This window comes from Skermania sp. ID1734 (assembly GCF_007489285.1).
Taxonomy (GTDB): domain Bacteria; phylum Actinomycetota; class Actinomycetes; order Mycobacteriales; family Mycobacteriaceae; genus ID1734.
Window position 1 is genome coordinate 42,738 of the sequence record NZ_VLIY01000009.1, and the last position, 19,242, is coordinate 61,979.

The following is a 19,242-nucleotide window of genomic DNA, read 5'->3' on the forward strand; positions in this document are numbered from 1 at the left end:
CTTCTTCAGCCGATCCTCAGCTCGTCGGCAGGCGCAAAACGAACAGCGCGCCGACCTGCCCCGGCGGCGGTTCGCACGTCAGATCTCCGCCATGAGCTCGGGCAATGCCTCGGGCGATGGGCAGGCCAAGCCCCGCACCGGCGCCATGGCCCCGAGCGGTGTCGAGCCGCACCAACCGGTCGAAGATGCGTTCCCGGTCGGCCGGGTCGACCCCCGGGCCGGTGTCGGCGACCGCCAATTCCGCAAAGCCCATCAGCTGCCGCACCGTCACGGTCACCGACCCTCCCGCAGGCGTGGCGTCAGCGGCGTTGTTGACCAGATTGGCGATCGCCTGCCCGATTCGCGCTGGATCGGCGGTCACCAGCACCACCGGCCCGTCGAGCACGAAGGTCAGATCTGGGCGCAACAATCGGGCCCGCTCCAGTTGCGCTGCTGCCAACTCGCGCAGATCGGTGGGTTCGGGCTGCAGCGGCAGGCCACTGTCGAGCCGCGCCAAATCCAGCAGATCCTCGACCAGCCGGCCCGCGCGGTGTGCTTCGCGGCCGAGCACCAACAGGAGTCGTTGCTGCGTCTGCGGGTCATCGCCGGACTGAGCCAGGACCGCTTCGGTGGCCGCGCTGATCCCGGCGATGGGCGTACGAAGTTCGTGCGCTGCGTCGGCGATGAATCGCCGCATCGCTTCCTGGGCCTCGAGCGCATGGCGTTCGGCGCCCTCGAGCGCGTCGAGCATCTCGTCGAACGCGCTGGCAGTTCGGCCGATCTCGGTGTCTCCACGCGCTGGAATCAGGCGTTGGCCGCGACGGCCGCGGGCGATAGAGCGAGCGAGGTTGGTCATCGCGTCCAGCGGTGCGAGCGCGTACCGGACCACGACCGGAATTCCGAGCGCGATGACCGCGACGGCGATCAGCGCGACGACGAGCAGCACCTTGACCAACCGGGCCCGCGCACCGGCCAGCAAGCGACCATCGACCTCGAGGGTCACCTGCGCATCGCCCAACTCGCCGTCACTGGAAGGTAGGAGAATTCGGCGCGTCTTGGTTGGGCCGCCCTCGTCCGGGTGCAGTCGCAAATTGCCCAGCACCTCGCCGTCGGCCAGGACGAGCCGACACCGCACCGAGTGCGTCTCCAGCCGCGACACGAATTCGGTAGGCGACGTGTGGGCGGCAGCGAGTTGTTCGGCGAGCTGGACATGGTCGGTGAGCACCGACGTCATACTGCTGTTGGTGATGAACGTGAAGGCGGCCCCGACCGCGAACACCGCCGCGACCAGCACCACGGCGAACACGCTGACCGCGGCAATGGTCACCCGGCGACGCAGTGATCCCGTCGCCAACCGGGCCGGCGTCGTCACGGCTCGGCTCGCAGCACATACCCGAGACCTCGCACCGTGTGCAACAGCCGGGGGCCGTGTTCTTCGAGTTTGCGCCGCAGCCCGCTGATGAACACCTCCACCAAGTTCGGGTCGTAGGCGTCGAACCCCCAGACGGCAGAAAGTATCTGCGTCTTCGTGAGTACCTGCCCGCGGTGCTCGGCAAGGTGGCACAGCAGCTTGAACTCGGTGGCCGTCAGGGTGAGCGTCTCGCTGCCGCGCTGGGCAAGACCCGCGTCGGGCTCCACGATCAGATCGCCCACCGTGAGCGTCGAGCGGATGCGGCCCATTCGGCGCAGCAGTGCACTCACCCGCGCCACCAACTCGGCCAGTACGAACGGCTTCACCACGTAGTCGTCGGCACCGCTGGTCAGCCCGCGCAGCCGGTCATCGACGGCGTCGCGAGCGGTGAGCATCACGACCCCGGCGCGAGACCGCGCGCGCACCACCTCCAACAACGCGAACCCGTCCCGCCCCGGCAGCATCACATCCAGCACCACCACGTCCGGGCGGAATTCGCCCACATCACGCTCCAAGGACGACCCGTCCGGACGCGACAAGACCAGGTGACCTGCCTCCTGCAGGCCCGATTCCACCGCCAGGCGCATCGCTTCGCTGTCTTCGATGACGAGCACCCGACCACCCGATTGCTCCGCTGCAGTGGTCAAGCGGAACTCCCTGGCGGCGATGTCATCGAGGCGGGCACCCCGCCAGTATGGAGCACGCCTGTGCGTGGACTCACAGCATCCGGCACGGGCACCGGCCGTGATCTTCGGCTACCGTCGAAATCTGAAGCTGCCGTGGAGTTGGCTTCTCCCAAGACAATTCGCCGAAATTGGACCTTTCCGGTGGAAGGAGGACCCGTTCGTCGTGCCCGAACCAAGTGTTGCCGCCGCAACCAAGTGGCGCTGCCCGATCTGCGGAACCCTCAACGCCACCATGGATCCATCGGTACCGGACCAGTGCGGTCTGTGCGGGCACCAACTCGTGCCCGCCACGGTCGGGTTCACCGAGCGGCAGTCACGTCGGCGATTTGGCCGATTCTTCTGACCGGTTCAGCGCCGAGAGCGGCAACGCGATGTCTTCCAATGATTTTCCTTCTGCCGCGACGCCGAATATCGCTGCGACTATCCCTCCACAGGCCATGACCGCCGCGCCGATCAGATAGCCGTAAAACAGCGGTGTGCGTTGGTCGCCGGACCCGATCAGCCAGCCGTAGAACACCGGACCGATTGCGCCGAAGCACTGGGCGATAGCAAAGAACACGGCGATCGCCTTGGCGCGAACCTCGAGCGGGAAGATCTCGCTGACGGTCAAGTACGCGGCGCTCGCGCCCGCCGAGGCGAAGTAGAAAATAATGCACCAGGCGATGGTCTGCGTCACGGCGTTCAGCACATCGGCCTCGAAAAGCACCGCGGTGATTGCGAGTAGGACGCCGGACAGCAGGTAGGTTCCGCTGATCATCCGCTTGCGGCCCCAGGTATCGAAAAGGTGGCCCAGGGTCAAGGGACCGGTCAGGTTTCCGACCGCGAAGGCGATCAGGAACAGCGGCGCATTGTCCGTGGAGATCCCATAGAACTTCGTCAAAACGAGGGTGTAGGTGAAAAAGATCGCGTTGTAGAGAAATGACTGGGTGATCATCAACGTAGCCCCGTAGATCGCCCGACTGGGGTATTCGGAGAAGAACACCCGCAGTAGCGCGGCATAGCCGATGTTGCTGGTCGGGCGCAGCTCGATGGCCTTGCTCTCATCGACCTTGCCGAGCTTCTTTCCGCTTTGCCGAACCTCGTCCTCGATGTAACTGATCGAGCTTTCGGCAGCTTCGGAACGGCCGTGCATCACCTGCCAACGCGGACTCTCCGGCAAATGCCGGCGGACGAACAGGATCACCAGGCCCAACACCGGTCCGATCAAAAATGCGAGGCGCCACCCGAGGCTCGGGCTCAACACCCGCAGGAAAATCAGACTGCCGATCGTGCCGAGAATCGCCCCGGCCCAGTACGTGCCGTTGACAGCGATGTCGACCCGTCCCCGGTATCGAGCCGGGATCAACTCATCGATGGCGGAGTTGATCGCCGCGTACTCGCCACCGATGCCGGTGCCGGCGATGAAGCGCGTGAGGTAGAGAAAACCCACCCAGGCACCGCTGTTGCCGATGGTCGCGGCCGTTAGGCCGCTGCCTATCAGATAGACGGCCAGCGTCACCATGAACAAGTTCCGGCGACCCAGACTGTCGGAGATGCGGCCGAAGAACAACGCACCGACCACCTCGCCGATGAGGTAGACGGTTGCGACGAATCCCGCCGCGGCCGAGGACAGGTGCAGAGTCTCCGGCTTGGTGAGCACTGACGTGACGGATCCGGCGATGGTGATTTCCAAGCCGTCGAGAATCCAGGCGACGCCCAGTGCGACGACCATCCTGGTGTGAAACGGTGACCACGGCAGCCGGTCGATGCGCGCCGGGATCAGGCTTCGCACGTTCTGGCCGCTCGATGATTTCGTCGATGTCACGTCGACACCTCCCGACCGGTTGCAACCCGCCCCGACTAATTGCCGCGTGGTTTCCCCCGCGAAGCGATCGAGAAACTGGGGCGAAATCAGCTACCGGTTGCGCTGGCCTGGGCGGCCGGTGGGATCGACGTGGTCGGCCGATCGCACCACGCTGCCAAACGCCAACCACACCACGATGGAAACGATCGGGAATGCGCCGAGGACCAGGAATGCGCTGTGGTAGCCCAACTCCTGCGCGAGATAGCCGCCGATCGCGGGACTGAGCGCCGCACCCAAACCATGCACGGTCATCACCGCGCCCTGCCCCGCGTTGACCCGGCCGGTGCCGTGCAGCACCCGTGCCACCAGACCTGGCACGGCGACGCTCTGCATTCCGGCGCCTACGCCGTCGAGAATCTGCACCGGAAACACTCCCCAGTCGGTGACGATGCTCGCCGCGAGCACTCCGCGGACCGGTAGCACCACGAACGTGATCAGCATGACCACCCAAAAGCCGTACCGCTCGCCCAGTCGCATCGCCACGAGTGCGGTCACCACCATCACCGCCTGCGCCACCACGATTGTCGCCGCCACCGTGAGGAAGGGGTCACCGTGGGCAGCCACCACCGCCAAGCCGTACAACGGCAACATTGCACCGTTTCCCAGGTGGAAGAACATCAACGCCAGGGCCAGTACCAGCAGTGGGCGCGATTGCAGGAGAACCTCTAAGCCCCTGGCTTGTTTGTGGTCAGCGCCCGTGGCGAGGCCGCGGGCCACCTTGTCGTCGATCGCGGACCGGGGAATCCGCAGCACGAAGACTATCGACACCACGGCGAACAAAGCCGCCAGCCAGAACACGGCAGCGAACCCGAATTGCCAGCCCAGCACGCCCGACAATGCCGCGCCCGACATGTTGCCGGCGTGATTGAACGCCTGGTTTCGACCGTTCTGCCGGTTGAAACCGCTCTGGCGCACCACCCCCAACGTGATGCCGAGCACCGCGGGACCTAGCAGCGCACCCGCCACCGCGGTGGCCACCTGCGAAGCCGACACCACCCAAAACCGCTGGGACACAAAGATCAGTCCGGACGCGGCGACCGTGCACACGCCGGAAGCGACTACGCACGCGCGTTTGCGGGTGGTGGCGTCGACGACGGCACCGGCTGGAGTGGTCACCGCCATGCCGGTGAGGCCGCCGATCGTCATCACCGAGCCGATCGCGCCGGTCGCCCAGCCACGCGCCTGCAGGAACACGCCGAGAAACGGCCCGATCCCGGCCTGCACGTCGGCCATGAAAAAGTTCAGTGCGCCCAGTGCCCGGCGCGCCCGCAGCTGCTCGGCCGATTGCTGATGGACGGCTACCACGCTCACAACCAGTCCATCGTCGCGGCCAGTACTGACTTACGCCTCGATCTGCCCGGCGATGTGCCGTTCGATCTCCATTCGGGCGTTGGTCGGGAGCACGATGAGTCCTTCGAGCTCCTTTTGCGCTTTCCGATAGGCACTTTGACGCTCGGCGGGCGTGGCGCCGGTATCCATCGCCAGCCGCAACAGGCTTTGCGCGCGCACGAGGCGCTGCTGCTCGTCCCAGGTAAACCCTTGTCGCCGTCGCCGCTTCGCTTCCGTCTCGGCTACGTCGAAGGCAATCGCGTAGGCGTGGACGGCCTCCCGGTAATCGGCCTGGGCTTGCCGATTGCCAACGAGCGCCTCGACATCCGACGGCCGGAGGAGGTCGGCGCGCCGTTTGGCGCGATGGAAATCGACCGTCAGCGGTTCGCGCATATCGGTCATCATTGGGAAGTCGAGCAGTGTCACCGGGTTCAATTCGTACGCGAACCAGCGGGCGTCGGTCTGGTCATGCTCATCGATCGTCTTGCCGATCTCGCGCCGTTGGGTCGTTTTGTCGGTTTCGTTGCGCGCCTTGGCTTGCGCCAGCGCAACCTTGGTCTGCTGCTTGATCCGAAACCGCTCCTGACGGCGCTCGATACGGCGCTGATGGGCCGCCGACACCGCCTTCAGTCCGGTGCCGATGGAGCCGCCGAACACAAAGATCAGCCACCAGAAGTGCTGGACGAACTGCAACACCTGGTCCACACAGCCATGATGCCACCGTCGGCGGGTCTGCCGGCGGTCGCCGATTCAGGCCGGCCTCGTGTCCGTCACGCGCGGTAGCTTTGCGACACGCCGCAAGCGCTGCCACCGTCGTTGTGTCACAAGAGGTTACGGTCTATTGCATGAGCGTCGAAGCAACCTTCGAACTCGCGCACATCGCCCTTTGCGGCGACTGCCGCTGTCTGTTCGACAACCTCACCGGCTATGACGACTGCCCGAACTGCGGCGAGGGAACGCACCTGGCCGACGTAGAGCAGTAATTCAGTCCTATTCGCAGGCGATTCCGTCGTCGTCGCGATCGAGCGCGCTGCGGTAACCGGGGTCGCCCCTGTGCAGCGGCGCGACACCGGCCTGGCGAGCGGCTGTGCAGTTCTTGTAGTAGGCCTCCGACTGAGATTGTGTCGACGGGGTCTCGACGGGAGCCGCGACAGCGGGCGCGACGACTCCGATCGAGACGAAAGCGACCGCGGCGGAAGTGAGCGTCAAGCGCGCGAAACGTGGCATGGGCTGGTCCTTGGGGAGCATGGTCTAGTGCGGGCCTTGTGTAACAAAAGATTTGGTAAAAACACAAGTTGATCTTCGGCTGCTGGGCCGCGGCGCTACTGTGCACCATGGCCACCGTCGTCGCATTCCATGCCCATCCGGACGATGAGGTGATCCTCACCGGCGGAACGCTTGCCGGCATCGCAGCCCAGGGTCACCGAGTTGTCGTCGTTTCCGCTACGGACGGGTTCATCGGCGAACCTCCGGACTATGCACCGGAGGTCGACCGGATGACGGAGCTGCGGGCAAGCGCGGAAGTGCTCGGTGTGCACCGAGTCGTCCACCTCGGCTACGCCGATAGCGGATACGGCCCGGTGTTCTACCCCGACCCGCCCGGCCGAACGCGCTTCGCCCGCGCAGACACGGAGGAGGCCGCGCAACGACTCGCTGCGGTTCTGCGCGAAGAGGACGCGGAGGTCTTGCTCAGCTATGAGGCCAACGGCGGCTACGGTCACCGCGATCACGTCAAGGTCCACGAGGTCGGCGAACGAGCCGCCCAGTTGGCATCGACTCCGAGGGTGCTGTACGCGACCATGCCGCGGGAGTTGCTGATGCGCGGCCTGCGAGTCGCGAATCGCCTGCGACTGCCGTACTTCTATGAACCCGCGCTTGTCCCGACCGCGTACAGTCCGCAGGCGACCATCACGCATCGGATCGACGTGCGGCCATTTCTGGGCAAGAAGAAGCGGGCGCTGGCGCAACACCGCTCGCAGATCCCGAGGTTCGCGCCACAACTGTTGCCGCTCTTGCCTTCGCCGGTGTTCGGCTTGCTCGCGGGCCGCGAATGGTTCGTCGATCGGGCGGCCGAGCCGGGCAAAGTGCGGGGAGACATTTTCGAGCGGTGAACCTCGCTGCGCTCTGGGCCGCGTCGGCAACTCGCGCGCGTGACACCGAATAAATGGTCACGTTTCGGCCGACATTTTGAGCCATTCATTCGTGATCAACGCGGCAGCATTGGGTCGAGTCCGACAAGTCGGACGTGTTTGGCATCAGCCGGGACTCGAATTCCACAACAATGTGTCATTCACCACGATGACCTTTTCGGCTCGTGAGTGAATAGCTGCCGTGAGAGATCCGCACATGCCGACGCCGGCAAATTCCGACCTTCGGGCCAGGCTCGCGCCCGCAATGAGTCACCGCCAGATGAAACTCGGTCGGTCGAACTATCTGTTGTTGCCGCTTGCAATCGCCGCGGCTGTCGTCATGGCGATTTGGGTCAGCTATCCGACGTTGCAGGATCCGTGGTTCCGCGCGGTTCTGTACGCCGACGTTGCCGTGTGTGTCCTGTTCGTGGCCGACTTCGTGTGGCGCTGGCGCGGAGCGAGGTGGCGTTTACAGTTCTTGGGCTGGAACTTCTTCGATGTCGCCGCCTTCATCCCTGCGCTCGTCCTGCCTGACTCCGTGCGGTCGATCGGTGTTGTCATTCTCCTTGCCCGGTTGGCTCGAGTCGTCAACCGGATATTCGGTGACGAGTTCGTTCTCAAGGTGCTGGGCGGCGTTACGGAGTTCGTTGTCGACGTGATCAAACGGCCGGTCACCATCGCCGTTTTGGATCAGGTCTCCCTTGTGCTCAAGGACGGGCATTACACCGGAAACGTCGCGGCGGCGCTCGAGGAGAACAAAACCCAGATCGACGAAATGATTCTCGAGTTGATCCGAAATGATCCCACATCGGGAAAGATCAAGCTGCTGCCGTTCCACGACGAGCTTGTCAGGCTGATGGAAAACACGATCTATCGGATCGTGCTCAACCTCCTGCGCGATCAACGCACCAACGAGTTGGTTTCTGATCTCGTGCGCGAGAACATCGAACAGATAAAAGCGTCGATCCACGGCGAGGGCGCCGAAAAGGATTACTTGGCTCGCCAGGGCGCCGGACTGACCCGCGACGGGGACGCCCAGTCAGATCCTCGGACCCACAAAGGCTGACTGAGGGGAAACCATTTGGTGGGCGAAGGGGGACTTGAACCCCCACGTCCCGAAGGACACTGGCACCTGAAGCCAGCGCGTCTGCCATTCCGCCACTCGCCCGAGCGACTCGCAGACATTATCACGACTCCCCACCCACAGCGAAAGCACCTGTCACCTGATCGTTCTATACGGATTGTGACGGGTGTGCAGACTGGTAGATATCATTCAGAGCAGGCGTGCAGCGGTAGACACGCTGACATAGACGTGACCAGATACAACGAAGCGCAAAGGACCGAACCGCCGAAAGGAGGACGCCGTGGGAATCGTTTCCCGTTTCGAGCGCAAGCTTCAGGGCGCGGTTGGTGACGCGTTTGCCAGGGTTTTCGGCGGAAACGTCGTTCCGCAGGAGGTCGAATCAGCGCTGCAGCGCGAGGCCGCGGACAACATCCAGGAACTCGACGGCGGCCACCTGCTGGCACCGAACAGCTACATCATCACCATCAACGAGTCGGACCACGAACAGCTGGCCGCCGACCAGGACTTGACCATCCGAGCGTTCTCCCGCCACCTCGCCGACTACATCCGCGAGCAGGGCTGGCAGACCTACGGTGAGATAAACGTCGCATTCGAGGCGTCACCTACTCTGCACACCGGCCAGTTCCGCACCCGTGGTCGCGTAGACCCGGACGCCGGTCGGGGCGAGCCGACCCACCAAGCCCGTCCCTCGTTTCGATCAGGAGTTGGACCCATGACGCAGCACCCCGGCTACGACCCGGCACGTGAGCCCGGGCAGCCCGCCGACGACAACGACCGGCAGGCTGGATTTGCGCCGCAGGGTCGCGATCCTCGCCGGCCCCAGGACTACCCGCCATACCGCAACGGCCGCGACGAGCCGCAATACCCCGCCGCGCCCGAGTGGGGCGACAACCGCGGGTATTCCGCCAACTACCAAGACCAGCACCAGGGATACCCGCCCGCCAGCTATCCACCTGGCTACTCCGACCGGGACTACGGCCACGCGCCGCAGCAGGGCGGCTACGGCTATTCGGACCCCAACTACGGGCGCGGTTACGAGCAGGGCTACAACCAGCCGAGCTACGACAACTACGGTGCCCAGCCCGGTTACGCCGACCCGCGCTACGGCGGGCAGCCCTACGGCGACGGCTACGACCCCAACTTCGCCCCGGCAGGCGCCACCTACAGCGCGACGCTGCAACTCGATGACGGTTCCGGTCGGACCTATCAGTTACGGGAGGGGTCCAACATCATCGGCCGCGGTCAGGACGCCCACTTCCGGCTGCCCGATACCGGGGTGTCGCGTCGGCACATCGAGATCCGCTGGGACGGCCAGGTCGCTATGCTCTCCGACCTCGGCTCCACCAACGGCACGCTCGTCAACGGTGCGCCGGTACAGGATTGGCAGCTTGCCGACGGTGACATCATCCGCGCCGGACACTCCGAGATTCTCATCAGAATCGTCTGACGCGCACCGGATAAGCAGGAGCAAATCACCCTTGAGGCGACGGGCCGGTGGCGCGCAGCCGGTAGCGTGGTGTGCGCACAGTTATCCTCATCGCAAGGCGACGCCTGGGCCCTATGATTCAGCAAGCAAGTTCGCTATCCGGATCATCGCCTCGCGTTGCCGAGTTGCGCTGTCCGACAACGCTGGATCTGACATCGAAGCAGGTTCTGACACCGGAGGAGGTGGATCGCCGTGCAGGGGTTGATTCTGCAACTTACCCGTGCGGGCTTTCTCCTTCTTTTGTGGTTGTTCGTCTGGGCGGTGTTGCGCACTCTGCGCAGTGACATCTACGCGGCGTCCGGCATCCGGCTCGCGCCACGAAGCTCCCGCAGCGCGGCGATGCTGCCGTCCTTCAATAAAGTCAAGGGCGCGCGCTACCTCGTCGTCACCCAGGGATCGCTCGCGGGAACTCGAATTTCGCTCGGCACCCAGCCGGTGCTCATCGGCCGGGCCGACGACTCCACGCTGGTACTTACCGACGACTACGCCTCGACCCGGCACGCCCGAATTTCACCACGCGGGTCCGACTGGTATGTCGAGGATCTGGGCTCCACAAACGGCACTTATCTGGATCGCTCCAAGGTGACAACGGCCGTCCGCGTTCCGCTCGGTACCCCGGTGCGGGTGGGCAAGACCGTGATCGAGTTGCGCTCGTGACAGTGAACCCTGCTGCGATGCTCCGGAAGGACGTCGCCTCGTGACCCTCGTCCTCCGGTACGCCGCACGCAGCGACCGCGGCCTCGTTCGCTCCAACAACGAAGACTCGGTATACGCGGGTGCCCGACTGCTCGCACTTGCCGACGGAATGGGCGGTCACGCGGCCGGCGAGGTCGCGTCGCAGCTGATGATCGCCGCGCTGGCCCACCTCGACGACGACGAGCCGGGCGTCGATCTGCTCGGCAAGCTCGAACGCGCCACCCGCGAGGGCAACGCGGCAATCGCCGACCATGTCGAGGCCGAGCCGGAACTTGACGGGATGGGCACCACCCTCACCGCCATCCTGTTCGCCGGCAGCAAACTGGGCCTGGTCCACATCGGTGATTCGCGCGCGTACATGTTGCGCGACAACGAACTCACCCAGATCACTCGCGACGACACGTTCGTCCAATCGCTCGTCGACGAGGGCCGGATCACCCCTGAGCAGGCGCATTCGCATCCGCAGCGCTCGCTCATCATGCGTGCCCTGACCGGAAACGAGATCGAGCCGACCCTCAACCTGCGCGAAGCCCGGGCCGGCGACCGGTACCTGCTGTGCTCCGACGGCCTTTCCGATGTGGTGAGCGACGAAACGATCGCCAACACCATGGCGTCCATGAACACTCCCGACGAGTGCGCGGACCGGCTGATCGAACTCGCGCTGCGCAGCGGCGGTCCCGACAACGTGACAGTGGTCGTCGCCGATGTCATCGACCTCGACTACGGCCAGAGCCACCCCATCGTCGCCGGTGCGGCATCGGGTGACGGCGACGACCACGCCCCTGCGCCCAACACGGCGGCCGGTCGCGCCGCAGCACTCCGTAGGCCCGCCGCACAGCCGCAGCGGGCCGTCGCCGCTCCGCCACCGCCGGAACGCAAAAGCCACAAACTTCGCTGGTCCTTGGTTGCGTTGGCGATCATCATCGTGGTGATCGTGGGGCTACTCATTACCGCGAAAATGGTTCGCAGCAACTACTACGTCGGCGCCGATAACGGCCGCGTCGCCATCCTGCGCGGCGTTCCGGGATCGGTTCTCGGATATTCGCTGCAGGCGGTGGACAAGCTCGGCTGCATCAGCAAGACGGGCACGTTGGAGCTCGTTGGGACGGACGAGCAGCACGCGTCATGCACCACGTTCAAGGTCGAGGATCTGCAGCCGAGCGCTCGTGCGCAGGTCAACGCCGGCCTGCCGTCCGGCTCCTACAGTGATGCCCGTTCGCAGATGGATCGGCTGGCCAAATACGACCTGCTACCGGTGTGCCGCAAGCCGGAACCCGCGCCCACCACTCCGCTGCCTCCGCCGGGCCCGCCAGCACCACCGCCTCCGGAGACGTCGTCACCAGCAGCTCCGGCTTCGCCGACAACGACGCCAGCGCCACCGACCACCTCATCAATGCAGGTTCCGGGCCAGAACTGCAGGGCGGAACGCTGATGTCGGTCGGACAAGCGCAGTCGTTCCCCAACCCGCCCGGCGGATTCGCTCCCGCCCCGGTCCCGCCGACCCGCCGCAACGTGGAATTGGTCTTACTGGCGTTCGCCGTGGTGATCACCACGGTGTCGCTGATCCTGGTCGAGGCCAGCCAGGAACAGCAGATCACCTGGGATCTCGGCAAATACGCACTCGCCTACCTTGCGCTGTTCGCGATCGCGCATCTGGCGGTGCGCCGGTTCGCCCGCTACGCCGATCCGCTGCTCTTGCCGATCGTCGCCCTGCTCAACGGCCTCGGTTTGGTACTGATCCACCGGTTGGATCTGGCCGACGCCCAGGACGCCGCGTACAACCACCAGCCGATCCCCTCGCCGGACGCGAGCCACCAGGTGCTGTGGACCGGCCTCGCGCTGATCGGCTTCATCTGCGTACTCATGTTCCTGCGCGACTACCGCCTGCTGGCCCGGTACAGCTACACACTCGGCCTCGCCGGAATCGTCCTGCTGGCCATCCCCGCCGTTCTTCCGGCGAGCCTGTCTCAGACCAACGGCGCCAAGATCTGGATTCGCCTGCCCGGTTTCAGTGTGCAGCCCGGCGAGTTCGCGAAGATCCTGCTGATCATCTTCTTCGCGTCGGTACTCGTGGCCAAACGTGAGCTGTTCACCTCGGCCGGTAAACACATGCTGGGAATGGACTTCCCGCGTGCCCGCGACCTCGGTCCGATCCTGCTTGCCTGGATCATCTCGCTCGGCGTGCTCGTCTTCGAGACTGACCTGGGCACGTCATTGCTGATTTTCGGCACCGTTTTGGTGATGCTCTACATCGCCACCGAACGGGTGGGCTGGCTGGTCATCGGTGGCGTTCTGCTCGTCGCTGGTTACGCGTTCGCAAATCAGTTGTTCGAGCACGTGCGGGTCCGTACCGACACCTGGCTGCACCCGTTCGACGACTACAGCAACACTGGTTACCAGATCTCGCAGGCTTTGTTCGGCGAGGCGACCGGCGGGTTGGCGGGTACCGGGCTCGGCAGTGGGCGCCCTGCGCAAGTTCCCTTCGCCAAGACTGACTTCATCGTGGCGACAATCGCCGAAGAGCTCGGTCTCATCGGCCTCACCGCCGTTCTGCTGCTCTACCTGGTGTTTGTACTACGCGGGCTGCGCACCGCCCTCGCGGTGCGCGACAGCTTTGGCAAGCTGCTCGCCGCCGGTCTGTCGTTCACCATCGCGATCCAGTTGTTCGTCGTCGTCGGTGGTGTCACCAAGCTGATTCCGCTGACCGGCCTGACCACACCGTTCATCTCGTACGGCGGTTCATCGCTGCTTGCGAATTATTTGCTGCTGGCCATTCTGATCAAGATCTCCGACTCAGCCCGCGCGCCGGCGCCAACGAAGAAGACCCAGGCCGCCGCGCCGATCGCTGACGCGCCCACCGAGATGCTGAAGCGGACGAAGGGTGCGGTGGGATGACTGTGCTTTCCGGCTGCGCCCACCCATCCGCTCCTCACTGCGCTCCTCGCTCCGCTGCGGTGCTCGCTGCGATGCTCCGGGAGGGCTCCGCCTCATGAACACTCCTCTTCGTCGTGTCGCGGTTGCCGTCATGGTGATGGTCGTCGCGCTGTTGGCAAACGCCACCTACGTCCAGGTCATCAAGGCCGACAGTCTGCGCGCCGATCCCCGCAACTCCCGTGTTCTGCTCGACGAGTACTCACGCCAACGCGGACAGATTTCTGCCGGCGGCCAGGTGCTCGCGATCTCTGTGCCGACCGACGATCGCTACAAGTACCTGCGCACCTACCCGGCCAACCCGTCGGCGCCGTCGAGCCCGCTGGCCAACGCACCGGTGACCGGCTTCTACTCGATGCAGTACGGCAGCACCGGTCTCGAGCGGGCCGAAGATTCGATCCTCAACGGCTCCGACAATCGGCTCTTCGGCCGACGGTTCTTCGACCTCATCTCCGGCCGCGACCCGCGCGGCGGAAACGTCATCACCACGATCAACCCGGTGATGCAGCAGGTCGCCTACGACCAGCTCACCAAGAACGGCTACACCGGATCCGTCGTGGCCATCGAACCGAGCACCGGCAATATCCTCGCGATGGTGTCGACGCCTAGTTTCGACCCGAACCGGCTCACCGGTCACGATGGCGCCAAGGTCACCGAGGCGTGGGACGAACTGTCGGCCGATCCCAAGAAACCCATGCTCAATCGCGCGATTTCGCAGACCTATCCACCGGGTTCGACGTTCAAGGTGGTGGTCACCGCGGCCGCGCTCGCCAAGGGCGCCACCCCGGACGAGCAGCTCACCGCCGCCCCCCGGATCACCTTGCCGGACACCGACACGACGCTGGAGAACTACGGCGGCGAAACCTGCGGTGGCGGACCTACCGCAACACTGCAACTCGCGTTCGCGCTGTCGTGCAACACGGCATTCGCGCAGCTCGGGATGAAGACCGGAGCCAAGGCGATCAAGGACCAGGCGGCGGCGCTGGGAATCGGTCAGGACATGTCCGATTTTCCGCTGCAAGTTGCCGATAGCACCGTCGGATCGATTCCGGATACTCCGTCGCTGGCGCAAAGCAGTATCGGGCAGCGCGACGTGGCGTTGACGCCGTTGCAGAACGCGATCATCGCTGCCACGGTGGCTAACGGTGGCGTGCGGATGGAACCGCACCTGATCAAGCAGTTGCAGGCCCCGGATCTGGCCAACTTGTCGACCACTCAGCCTGTTTCCGATGGTCAGGCGATTTCGCCGGACGTCAATGCGACGCTGACGCAACTGATGATCGGCTCCGAGCAGCACACGTACGGTGCCAATTCGGTGCCTGGCGTTCAGATAGCGTCGAAGACGGGGACCGCGGAACACGGCAACGACCCGCGACAGACGCCGCCGCACGCCTGGTACATCGCATTCGCTCCGGTGCAGAAGCCGAAAATTGCCATCGCGGTGATTGTGGAGAATGGCGGCAACAAGGGCCTCGGTGCAACGGGCGGGTCTGTGGCGGCTCCGGTTGCACGCTCCGTAATAGCTGCAGGATTGCAGACGATGCGATGAGGGGCCACCAACTGCTGCGGTGCAGCCACGAGCAAGCAAAACCGATCGAACCCGAAGGGGGTGGTGAGAAATGTTGAACAACGGCGCGGTGATTGCAAACCGCTACCGACTGCAACGGCTCATCGCCACCGGCGGAATGGGCCAGGTGTGGGAGGCCACCGACAACCTCCTCGGCCGTCGCGTCGCGGTGAAGGTACTCAAGGCTGAGTTCTCCGAAGATCCGACGTTCCGTGAGCGATTCCGCACGGAGGCGCGGACCACCGCCCAGCTGAACCACCCGGGCATCGCGGGGGTGTACGACTACGGCGAAACCCACGACCCGTCCGGCGCGGCCACCGCGTATCTGGTCATGGAACTCGTCCAAGGCGAACCGCTCAACGCAGTGCTGGGCCGGCTGGGCCGGTTGGCGCTGCCGCACGCGCTCGACATGCTCGAGCAGACCGGGCGCGCGCTCGACGTCGCACACTCCGCGGGCGTAGTGCATCGCGACGTCAAGCCCGGCAACATTCTGGTAACTCCTACGGGCCAGGTGAAGATCACCGACTTCGGTATCGCCAAAGCGGTCGACGCCTCCCCGGTGACCAAGACCGGCATGGTCATGGGCACGGCCCAGTACATCGCGCCCGAACAGGCGCTCGGCCAGGACGCGACGTCGGCCAGCGACGTGTACTCGCTCGGCGTGGTCGGCTACGAGGCGGTCTCCGGGCAGCGTCCGTTCGTGGGCGAGGGCGCCTTGACCGTCGCGATGAAGCACGTGCGCGAGGCACCCCAGCCACTGCCGTCCGAACTGCCGCCCAACATTCGTGAGCTCATCGAGATCACAATGGCCAAGGACCCGGCGGCCCGCTACACGACCGGCGGCGAATTTGCCGACGCAGTTGCCGCCGTGCGCGCCGGACGGCGCCCGCCCCCGCCCGGAAAGCTGCCGCCGACAGCCGGAATCGGGATGGCGGCCATGGGCATCCCGGCCGGTGCCGGTTCGGTGCCGACCGGCGCGGCTCGGGTGATCCCGCCCAACGGCGGCGGCAATGGCGGCAACGAGCCGCGCAGCACGCAGATGCTGCCGAACGCCCAGACCAACTATGGCGGCTATCCCGCCGCCCAGCGCGACTACACCGACGACCGGCCGCGTGCGACCGGCGGCCAGAAGGCGCTGGCCTGGCTAGGCGGTGGCGCCTTGCTGGTGGCGCTGGCACTTGCCGGCTGGCTCGTCGCCCGCGGTTCGTTCAACGGAAACACCCCGACCGTGCCGGTGACGACAACCACCACCGAAGAATCCGTCGCGCCGACCCAGACCACCGAGCCGACCACGACGCAGCCCACAACCACCACGCCGGAGCCGACCACAACGACCACCACACCGCCCACCAGCACGCCCAACAAGCTCACCATCACCATCCCGATTCCAGGCTTGCCCGGCGCCAGCGGTCCCATCGAGACCACCCCGTCCGAGCAGTCGTCGTCGCAGACCACGACGTCCACGACCAGCTCGAGCACCGGGCAGTCGTCGACGAGCCAGTCCGGGGGTGTTCCATGACCACCCCGCGCCGGCTCTCCGAGCGCTACGAACTTGGCGAGATCCTCGGATTCGGCGGTATGTCGGAAGTCCACAAGGCCATCGACCACCGCCTCGGCCGCGACGTCGCGATCAAGGTGCTGCGCGCCGACCTCGCCCGGGACCCGACGTTTTACCTGCGGTTTCGCCGCGAGGCACAGAACGCGGCGGCGCTGAACCACCCGGCGATCGTGGCGGTTTACGACACCGGTGAAGCCGAAACCGAGACCGGTCCGCTGCCCTACATCGTGATGGAATACGTCGACGGCGACACGCTGCGCGACATCGTCCGCACCAAGGGCCCGATGATGCCGCGCCGGGCGATGGAGATCATTGCCGACGTCTGCGCGGCGCTCGACTTCAGTCATCGCAACGGCATCGTGCACCGCGACATCAAGCCGGCCAACATCATGATCAACCGCTCGGGTGCGGTGAAGGTCATGGACTTCGGCATCGCGCGCGCTATCGCGGACAGTTCGAGTCCGATGACCCAGACGGCCGCGGTCATCGGCACGGCCCAGTACCTGTCGCCGGAGCAGGCACAGGGCGAGCAGGTCGACGCCCGTTCCGACGTCTATTCGCTGGGTTGCGTGCTCTACGAGATCCTCACCGGCGAGCCACCGTTCCGGGGCGATTCACCGGTGGCGGTGGCCTATCAGCATGTGCGGGAAGATCCGCAACTTCCCTCGCGGGTGCATCCTGGCGTTCCGCGTGAGCTCGATTCTGTGGTGCTCAAGGCCATGAGCAAGAACCCGGCCAACCGGTATCAGACGGCCGCGGAGATGCGCAGCGACCTTGTCCGCGTGCTGGGCGGGCAAAAGCCCAGTGCGCCGATGGTGATGACGGACGAAGACCGGACCACCATCCTCGGCGCCGTCGATTCGTCACAGCGATTTTCCGACCCACAGCGCTCGGCCCCGGCCAAGCCGGTCACGGTGCCGCCGGCCGAGCCCACGCCGCGCAGGCACCGGTTCCGCACCGCGGCCCTGCTCGGTGTCGCGATATTGGTGATCGCGTTCGTGGCCACCTTGGCGTGGAAGATTTGGTCGCCGGGACAGATCACCATTCCGGACCTGTCCAACCGGGCCGCCGCCGACGCGCAGAACACGCTGCAGGGCCTCGGTTTCCGCGTCGAACAGGTACAGAAGTTCGACAGCACCGTCCCGATAGGCAACGTCATCGACACCCGGCCGATTGCCGGGTCGCGGGTGAGCCAGGGCGCGACCATCAGCCTCGAGGTGTCCAAGGGTCCCGAACAGATCGCGATCCCCAAACTCGCCGGCCTGACCCAGCAGGCGGCGAGCCAGGCACTCAGTTCCGTCGGTCTGCGTCTCGATCCCTCCGTCGCGAGGGCGCCGTCGAGTCCCAGCGACATAGACCATGTCGTCGAGCAAGTTCCCTCGGCAGGGGCGAAGGTCGACGTCGACTCGGTCGTGAAGATCACTCTCGGCTCCGGCCCCGAGCAGGTTCGGGTCCCTGACGTGGTTGGTCAGTCCATCGACGTGGCCCAGCCGAACCTCGAGGGAGCAGGGTTCAAGGTCGAAATCGCCACGACTAATTCGTCGCAGCCGAAGGGCACGGTCCTGTCCACCACGCCCGGCGGCGGCAGCAACGCCGACAAGGGATCGACCGTCAAGGTGCAGGTGTCCAGCGGTGACCAGATGAAGATGCCGGACCTGACCAGTCTCACGGTTTCCCAAGCGCTGGCGACGCTGCGCGCGGCCGGTTGGACCGGCGAGGCGAATCAGCTGGTTCAGACACCGTCGCCGACGTTGGACCCGACCGCCGTCGGCAAGGTGGTCCACCAGGATCAGCCGGCCGGTTCCGAGGTCTCCAAGAGCGGCAACATCGGCGTCGGTATCGGGGTGCTCGGTATCCCCGGCGGTTAACAAACCTCTCAGGCCAGGGCGTTCGCCACCTCACGCTCGAGTGTTGCCACCAGGTTCTCGGCGGGCCGCCGCCCGCACACCTCGAGCCAGTTGGCGAGCATGCGGTGCCCGCCCTGCGTCAGCACCGACTCCGGATGGAACTGCACGCCGTGGATGGGCAGTTCGCGGTGCCGCATCCCCATGACGATTCCGCTGTCGGTTCGGGCGGTCACCTCGAGCTCGTCCGGAATGGTGTCCTCCAGCACGGTCAGCGAGTGGTAGCGAGTCGCGGTGAAGGGGTCGGGTAGTCCCGTCAGAACCCCCTCACCGTTGTGATGCACCAGGCTGGTCTTGCCGTGCAGCAATTCTGGGGCGCGAGTCACGGTCGCGCCGTACGCCGCGCCGATCGCCTGGTGGCCCAGGCAAACACCGAGCAACGGCGTTCCGGCGTCAGCACAGGCGGCCACGAGGCCCATCGTGGCGCCAGCCCGGTCCGGCGTTCCCGGGCCAGGACTGAGCAGGATGCCGTCGTAGGACTTGGCGACCGCGGTGAGATCGGCGAGGTTCGGGTCGTCGTTGCGCCACACCACAGCATCGCTGCCCAACTGACCGAGGTACTGGACAAGGTTGAACACAAAGCTGTCGTAGTTGTCGACGACCAGGATCTGCATACCTGCAGCGTACGTTGCACGGCTA

Annotated in this window: 18 protein-coding genes and 1 tRNA gene; 11 read left to right on the top strand and 8 right to left on the bottom strand. The window is 65.4% G+C overall.

What is annotated here, in order from left to right:
- Positions 1-16 precede the first annotated feature (16 nt).
- The gene (locus FOS14_RS12660; RefSeq protein WP_221936706.1) at positions 17-1,351 is read right to left on the bottom strand and encodes a HAMP domain-containing sensor histidine kinase; all 1,335 of its coding nucleotides are present in this window, start codon (positions 1,349-1,351) and stop codon (positions 17-19) included.
- Complete coding sequence (locus FOS14_RS12665) at positions 1,348-1,977, bottom strand: response regulator transcription factor (protein ID WP_221936710.1); 630 nt, start codon at positions 1,975-1,977, stop codon at positions 1,348-1,350. The genes FOS14_RS12660 and FOS14_RS12665 overlap by 4 nt, the downstream gene beginning before the upstream one ends.
- Before the next feature lie 262 nt (positions 1,978-2,239).
- Between FOS14_RS12665 and FOS14_RS12670 the strand changes: the two genes are divergently transcribed.
- A complete protein-coding gene (locus FOS14_RS12670) occupies positions 2,240-2,419 on the top strand; it encodes a hypothetical protein (RefSeq protein WP_143771084.1) in 180 nt (59 codons plus the stop codon).
- Here FOS14_RS12670 and FOS14_RS12675 read toward each other — a convergent pair.
- The 3 genes from FOS14_RS12675 to FOS14_RS12685 all read right to left on the bottom strand — a co-directional run bounded on the left by FOS14_RS12675 (position 2,390) and on the right by FOS14_RS12685 (position 5,953).
- Complete coding sequence (locus tag FOS14_RS12675) at positions 2,390-3,880, bottom strand: MFS transporter (protein ID WP_255450294.1); 1,491 nt, start codon at positions 3,878-3,880, stop codon at positions 2,390-2,392. The two genes, FOS14_RS12670 and FOS14_RS12675, sit on opposite strands and share 30 nt — an antisense overlap.
- 90 nt (positions 3,881-3,970) lie before the next feature.
- Positions 3,971-5,230 carry an MFS transporter gene (locus FOS14_RS12680; RefSeq protein ID WP_255450295.1) on the bottom strand — a complete coding sequence of 420 codons (1,260 nt, stop codon included), beginning with the start codon at positions 5,228-5,230 and terminating at the stop codon, positions 3,971-3,973.
- Between the two features lie 30 nt (positions 5,231-5,260).
- Positions 5,261-5,953 (bottom strand): hypothetical protein, encoded by a 693-nt coding sequence (locus FOS14_RS12685; RefSeq protein WP_143771086.1) that lies wholly within the window; start codon positions 5,951-5,953, stop codon positions 5,261-5,263.
- Between the two features lie 140 nt (positions 5,954-6,093).
- On the opposite strand from FOS14_RS12685, the gene FOS14_RS24745 reads away from it, so the two are divergent.
- A complete protein-coding gene (locus tag FOS14_RS24745) occupies positions 6,094-6,231 on the top strand; it encodes a hypothetical protein (protein WP_185981749.1) in 138 nt (45 codons plus the stop codon).
- Positions 6,232-6,238: 7 nt separating this feature from the next.
- On the opposite strand, the gene FOS14_RS25505 is transcribed toward FOS14_RS24745, so the two are convergent.
- On the bottom strand, positions 6,239-6,475 hold the full coding sequence (locus FOS14_RS25505; protein WP_370512226.1) for an excalibur calcium-binding domain-containing protein: 237 nt from the start codon (positions 6,473-6,475) through the stop codon (positions 6,239-6,241).
- 107 nt (positions 6,476-6,582) lie between these two features.
- Here FOS14_RS25505 and FOS14_RS12695 point away from each other — a divergent pair, with 107 nt between their 5' ends.
- Both FOS14_RS12695 and FOS14_RS12700 read left to right on the top strand, forming a co-directional pair.
- Positions 6,583-7,359: a PIG-L deacetylase family protein gene (locus FOS14_RS12695; RefSeq protein ID WP_143771090.1), complete on the top strand. Its 777-nt coding sequence runs from the start codon at positions 6,583-6,585 to the stop codon at positions 7,357-7,359.
- 298 nt (positions 7,360-7,657) lie between these two features.
- Positions 7,658-8,443, top strand: coding sequence for an ion transporter (locus FOS14_RS12700; RefSeq protein WP_185981750.1), 786 nt, complete (start codon positions 7,658-7,660; stop codon positions 8,441-8,443).
- A gap of 16 nt (positions 8,444-8,459) precedes the next feature.
- Here FOS14_RS12700 and FOS14_RS12705 read toward each other — a convergent pair.
- Positions 8,460-8,545 (bottom strand) — tRNA-Leu (locus tag FOS14_RS12705).
- A 196-nt stretch (positions 8,546-8,741) separates the two neighbouring features.
- On the opposite strand from FOS14_RS12705, the gene FOS14_RS12710 reads away from it, so the two are divergent.
- The 7 genes from FOS14_RS12710 to pknB all read left to right on the top strand — a co-directional run bounded on the left by FOS14_RS12710 (position 8,742) and on the right by pknB (position 18,567).
- Positions 8,742-9,908 (top strand): FhaA domain-containing protein, encoded by a 1,167-nt coding sequence (locus tag FOS14_RS12710; protein WP_143771094.1) that lies wholly within the window; start codon positions 8,742-8,744, stop codon positions 9,906-9,908.
- A gap of 231 nt (positions 9,909-10,139) precedes the next feature.
- Positions 10,140-10,604: an FHA domain-containing protein gene (locus tag FOS14_RS12715; RefSeq protein ID WP_143771096.1), complete on the top strand. Its 465-nt coding sequence runs from the start codon at positions 10,140-10,142 to the stop codon at positions 10,602-10,604.
- Between the two features lie 40 nt (positions 10,605-10,644).
- Complete coding sequence (locus FOS14_RS12720; RefSeq protein WP_143771098.1) at positions 10,645-12,075, top strand: PP2C family serine/threonine-protein phosphatase; 1,431 nt, start codon at positions 10,645-10,647, stop codon at positions 12,073-12,075.
- Positions 12,075-13,538, top strand: coding sequence for an FtsW/RodA/SpoVE family cell cycle protein (locus tag FOS14_RS12725; protein WP_143771295.1), 1,464 nt, complete (start codon positions 12,075-12,077; stop codon positions 13,536-13,538). Before FOS14_RS12720 ends, FOS14_RS12725 begins: the two co-directional genes overlap by 1 nt.
- Before the next feature lie 94 nt (positions 13,539-13,632).
- On the top strand, positions 13,633-15,123 hold the full coding sequence (locus FOS14_RS12730; protein WP_143771100.1) for a penicillin-binding protein 2: 1,491 nt from the start codon (positions 13,633-13,635) through the stop codon (positions 15,121-15,123).
- 70 nt (positions 15,124-15,193) lie between these two features.
- Positions 15,194-16,660, top strand: a complete 1,467-nt coding sequence (locus FOS14_RS12735) for a serine/threonine-protein kinase (protein WP_143771102.1) — start codon at positions 15,194-15,196, stop codon at positions 16,658-16,660.
- Positions 16,657-18,567, top strand: a complete 1,911-nt coding sequence (gene pknB / locus FOS14_RS12740; RefSeq protein ID WP_143771104.1) for a Stk1 family PASTA domain-containing Ser/Thr kinase — start codon at positions 16,657-16,659, stop codon at positions 18,565-18,567. Before FOS14_RS12735 ends, pknB begins: the two co-directional genes overlap by 4 nt.
- Positions 18,568-18,575: 8 nt before the next feature.
- Here the strand turns inward: pknB and FOS14_RS12745 are convergent, their stop codons facing one another.
- A complete protein-coding gene (locus FOS14_RS12745; protein ID WP_143771106.1) occupies positions 18,576-19,217 on the bottom strand; it encodes an aminodeoxychorismate/anthranilate synthase component II in 642 nt (213 codons plus the stop codon).
- Positions 19,218-19,242 lie beyond the last annotated feature (25 nt).

Coding starts and splice junctions, on each gene's coding strand:
- FOS14_RS12665 (WP_221936710.1), bottom strand. CDS start 1,977: ATGCGCCTGGCGGTGGAATCGGGCCTGCAGGAGGCAGGTCACCTGGTC.
- FOS14_RS24745 (WP_185981749.1), top strand. CDS start 6,094: ATGAGCGTCGAAGCAACCTTCGAACTCGCGCACATCGCCCTTTGCGGC.
- FOS14_RS25505 (WP_370512226.1), bottom strand. CDS start 6,475: ATGCCACGTTTCGCGCGCTTGACGCTCACTTCCGCCGCGGTCGCTTTC.
- FOS14_RS12695 (WP_143771090.1), top strand. CDS start 6,583: ATGGCCACCGTCGTCGCATTCCATGCCCATCCGGACGATGAGGTGATC.
- FOS14_RS12700 (WP_185981750.1), top strand. CDS start 7,658: ATGAAACTCGGTCGGTCGAACTATCTGTTGTTGCCGCTTGCAATCGCC.
- FOS14_RS12725 (WP_143771295.1), top strand. CDS start 12,075: ATGTCGGTCGGACAAGCGCAGTCGTTCCCCAACCCGCCCGGCGGATTC.
- FOS14_RS12730 (WP_143771100.1), top strand. CDS start 13,633: ATGAACACTCCTCTTCGTCGTGTCGCGGTTGCCGTCATGGTGATGGTC.
- FOS14_RS12735 (WP_143771102.1), top strand. CDS start 15,194: ATGTTGAACAACGGCGCGGTGATTGCAAACCGCTACCGACTGCAACGG.
- pknB (WP_143771104.1), top strand. CDS start 16,657: ATGACCACCCCGCGCCGGCTCTCCGAGCGCTACGAACTTGGCGAGATC.
- FOS14_RS12745 (WP_143771106.1), bottom strand. CDS start 19,217: ATGCAGATCCTGGTCGTCGACAACTACGACAGCTTTGTGTTCAACCTT.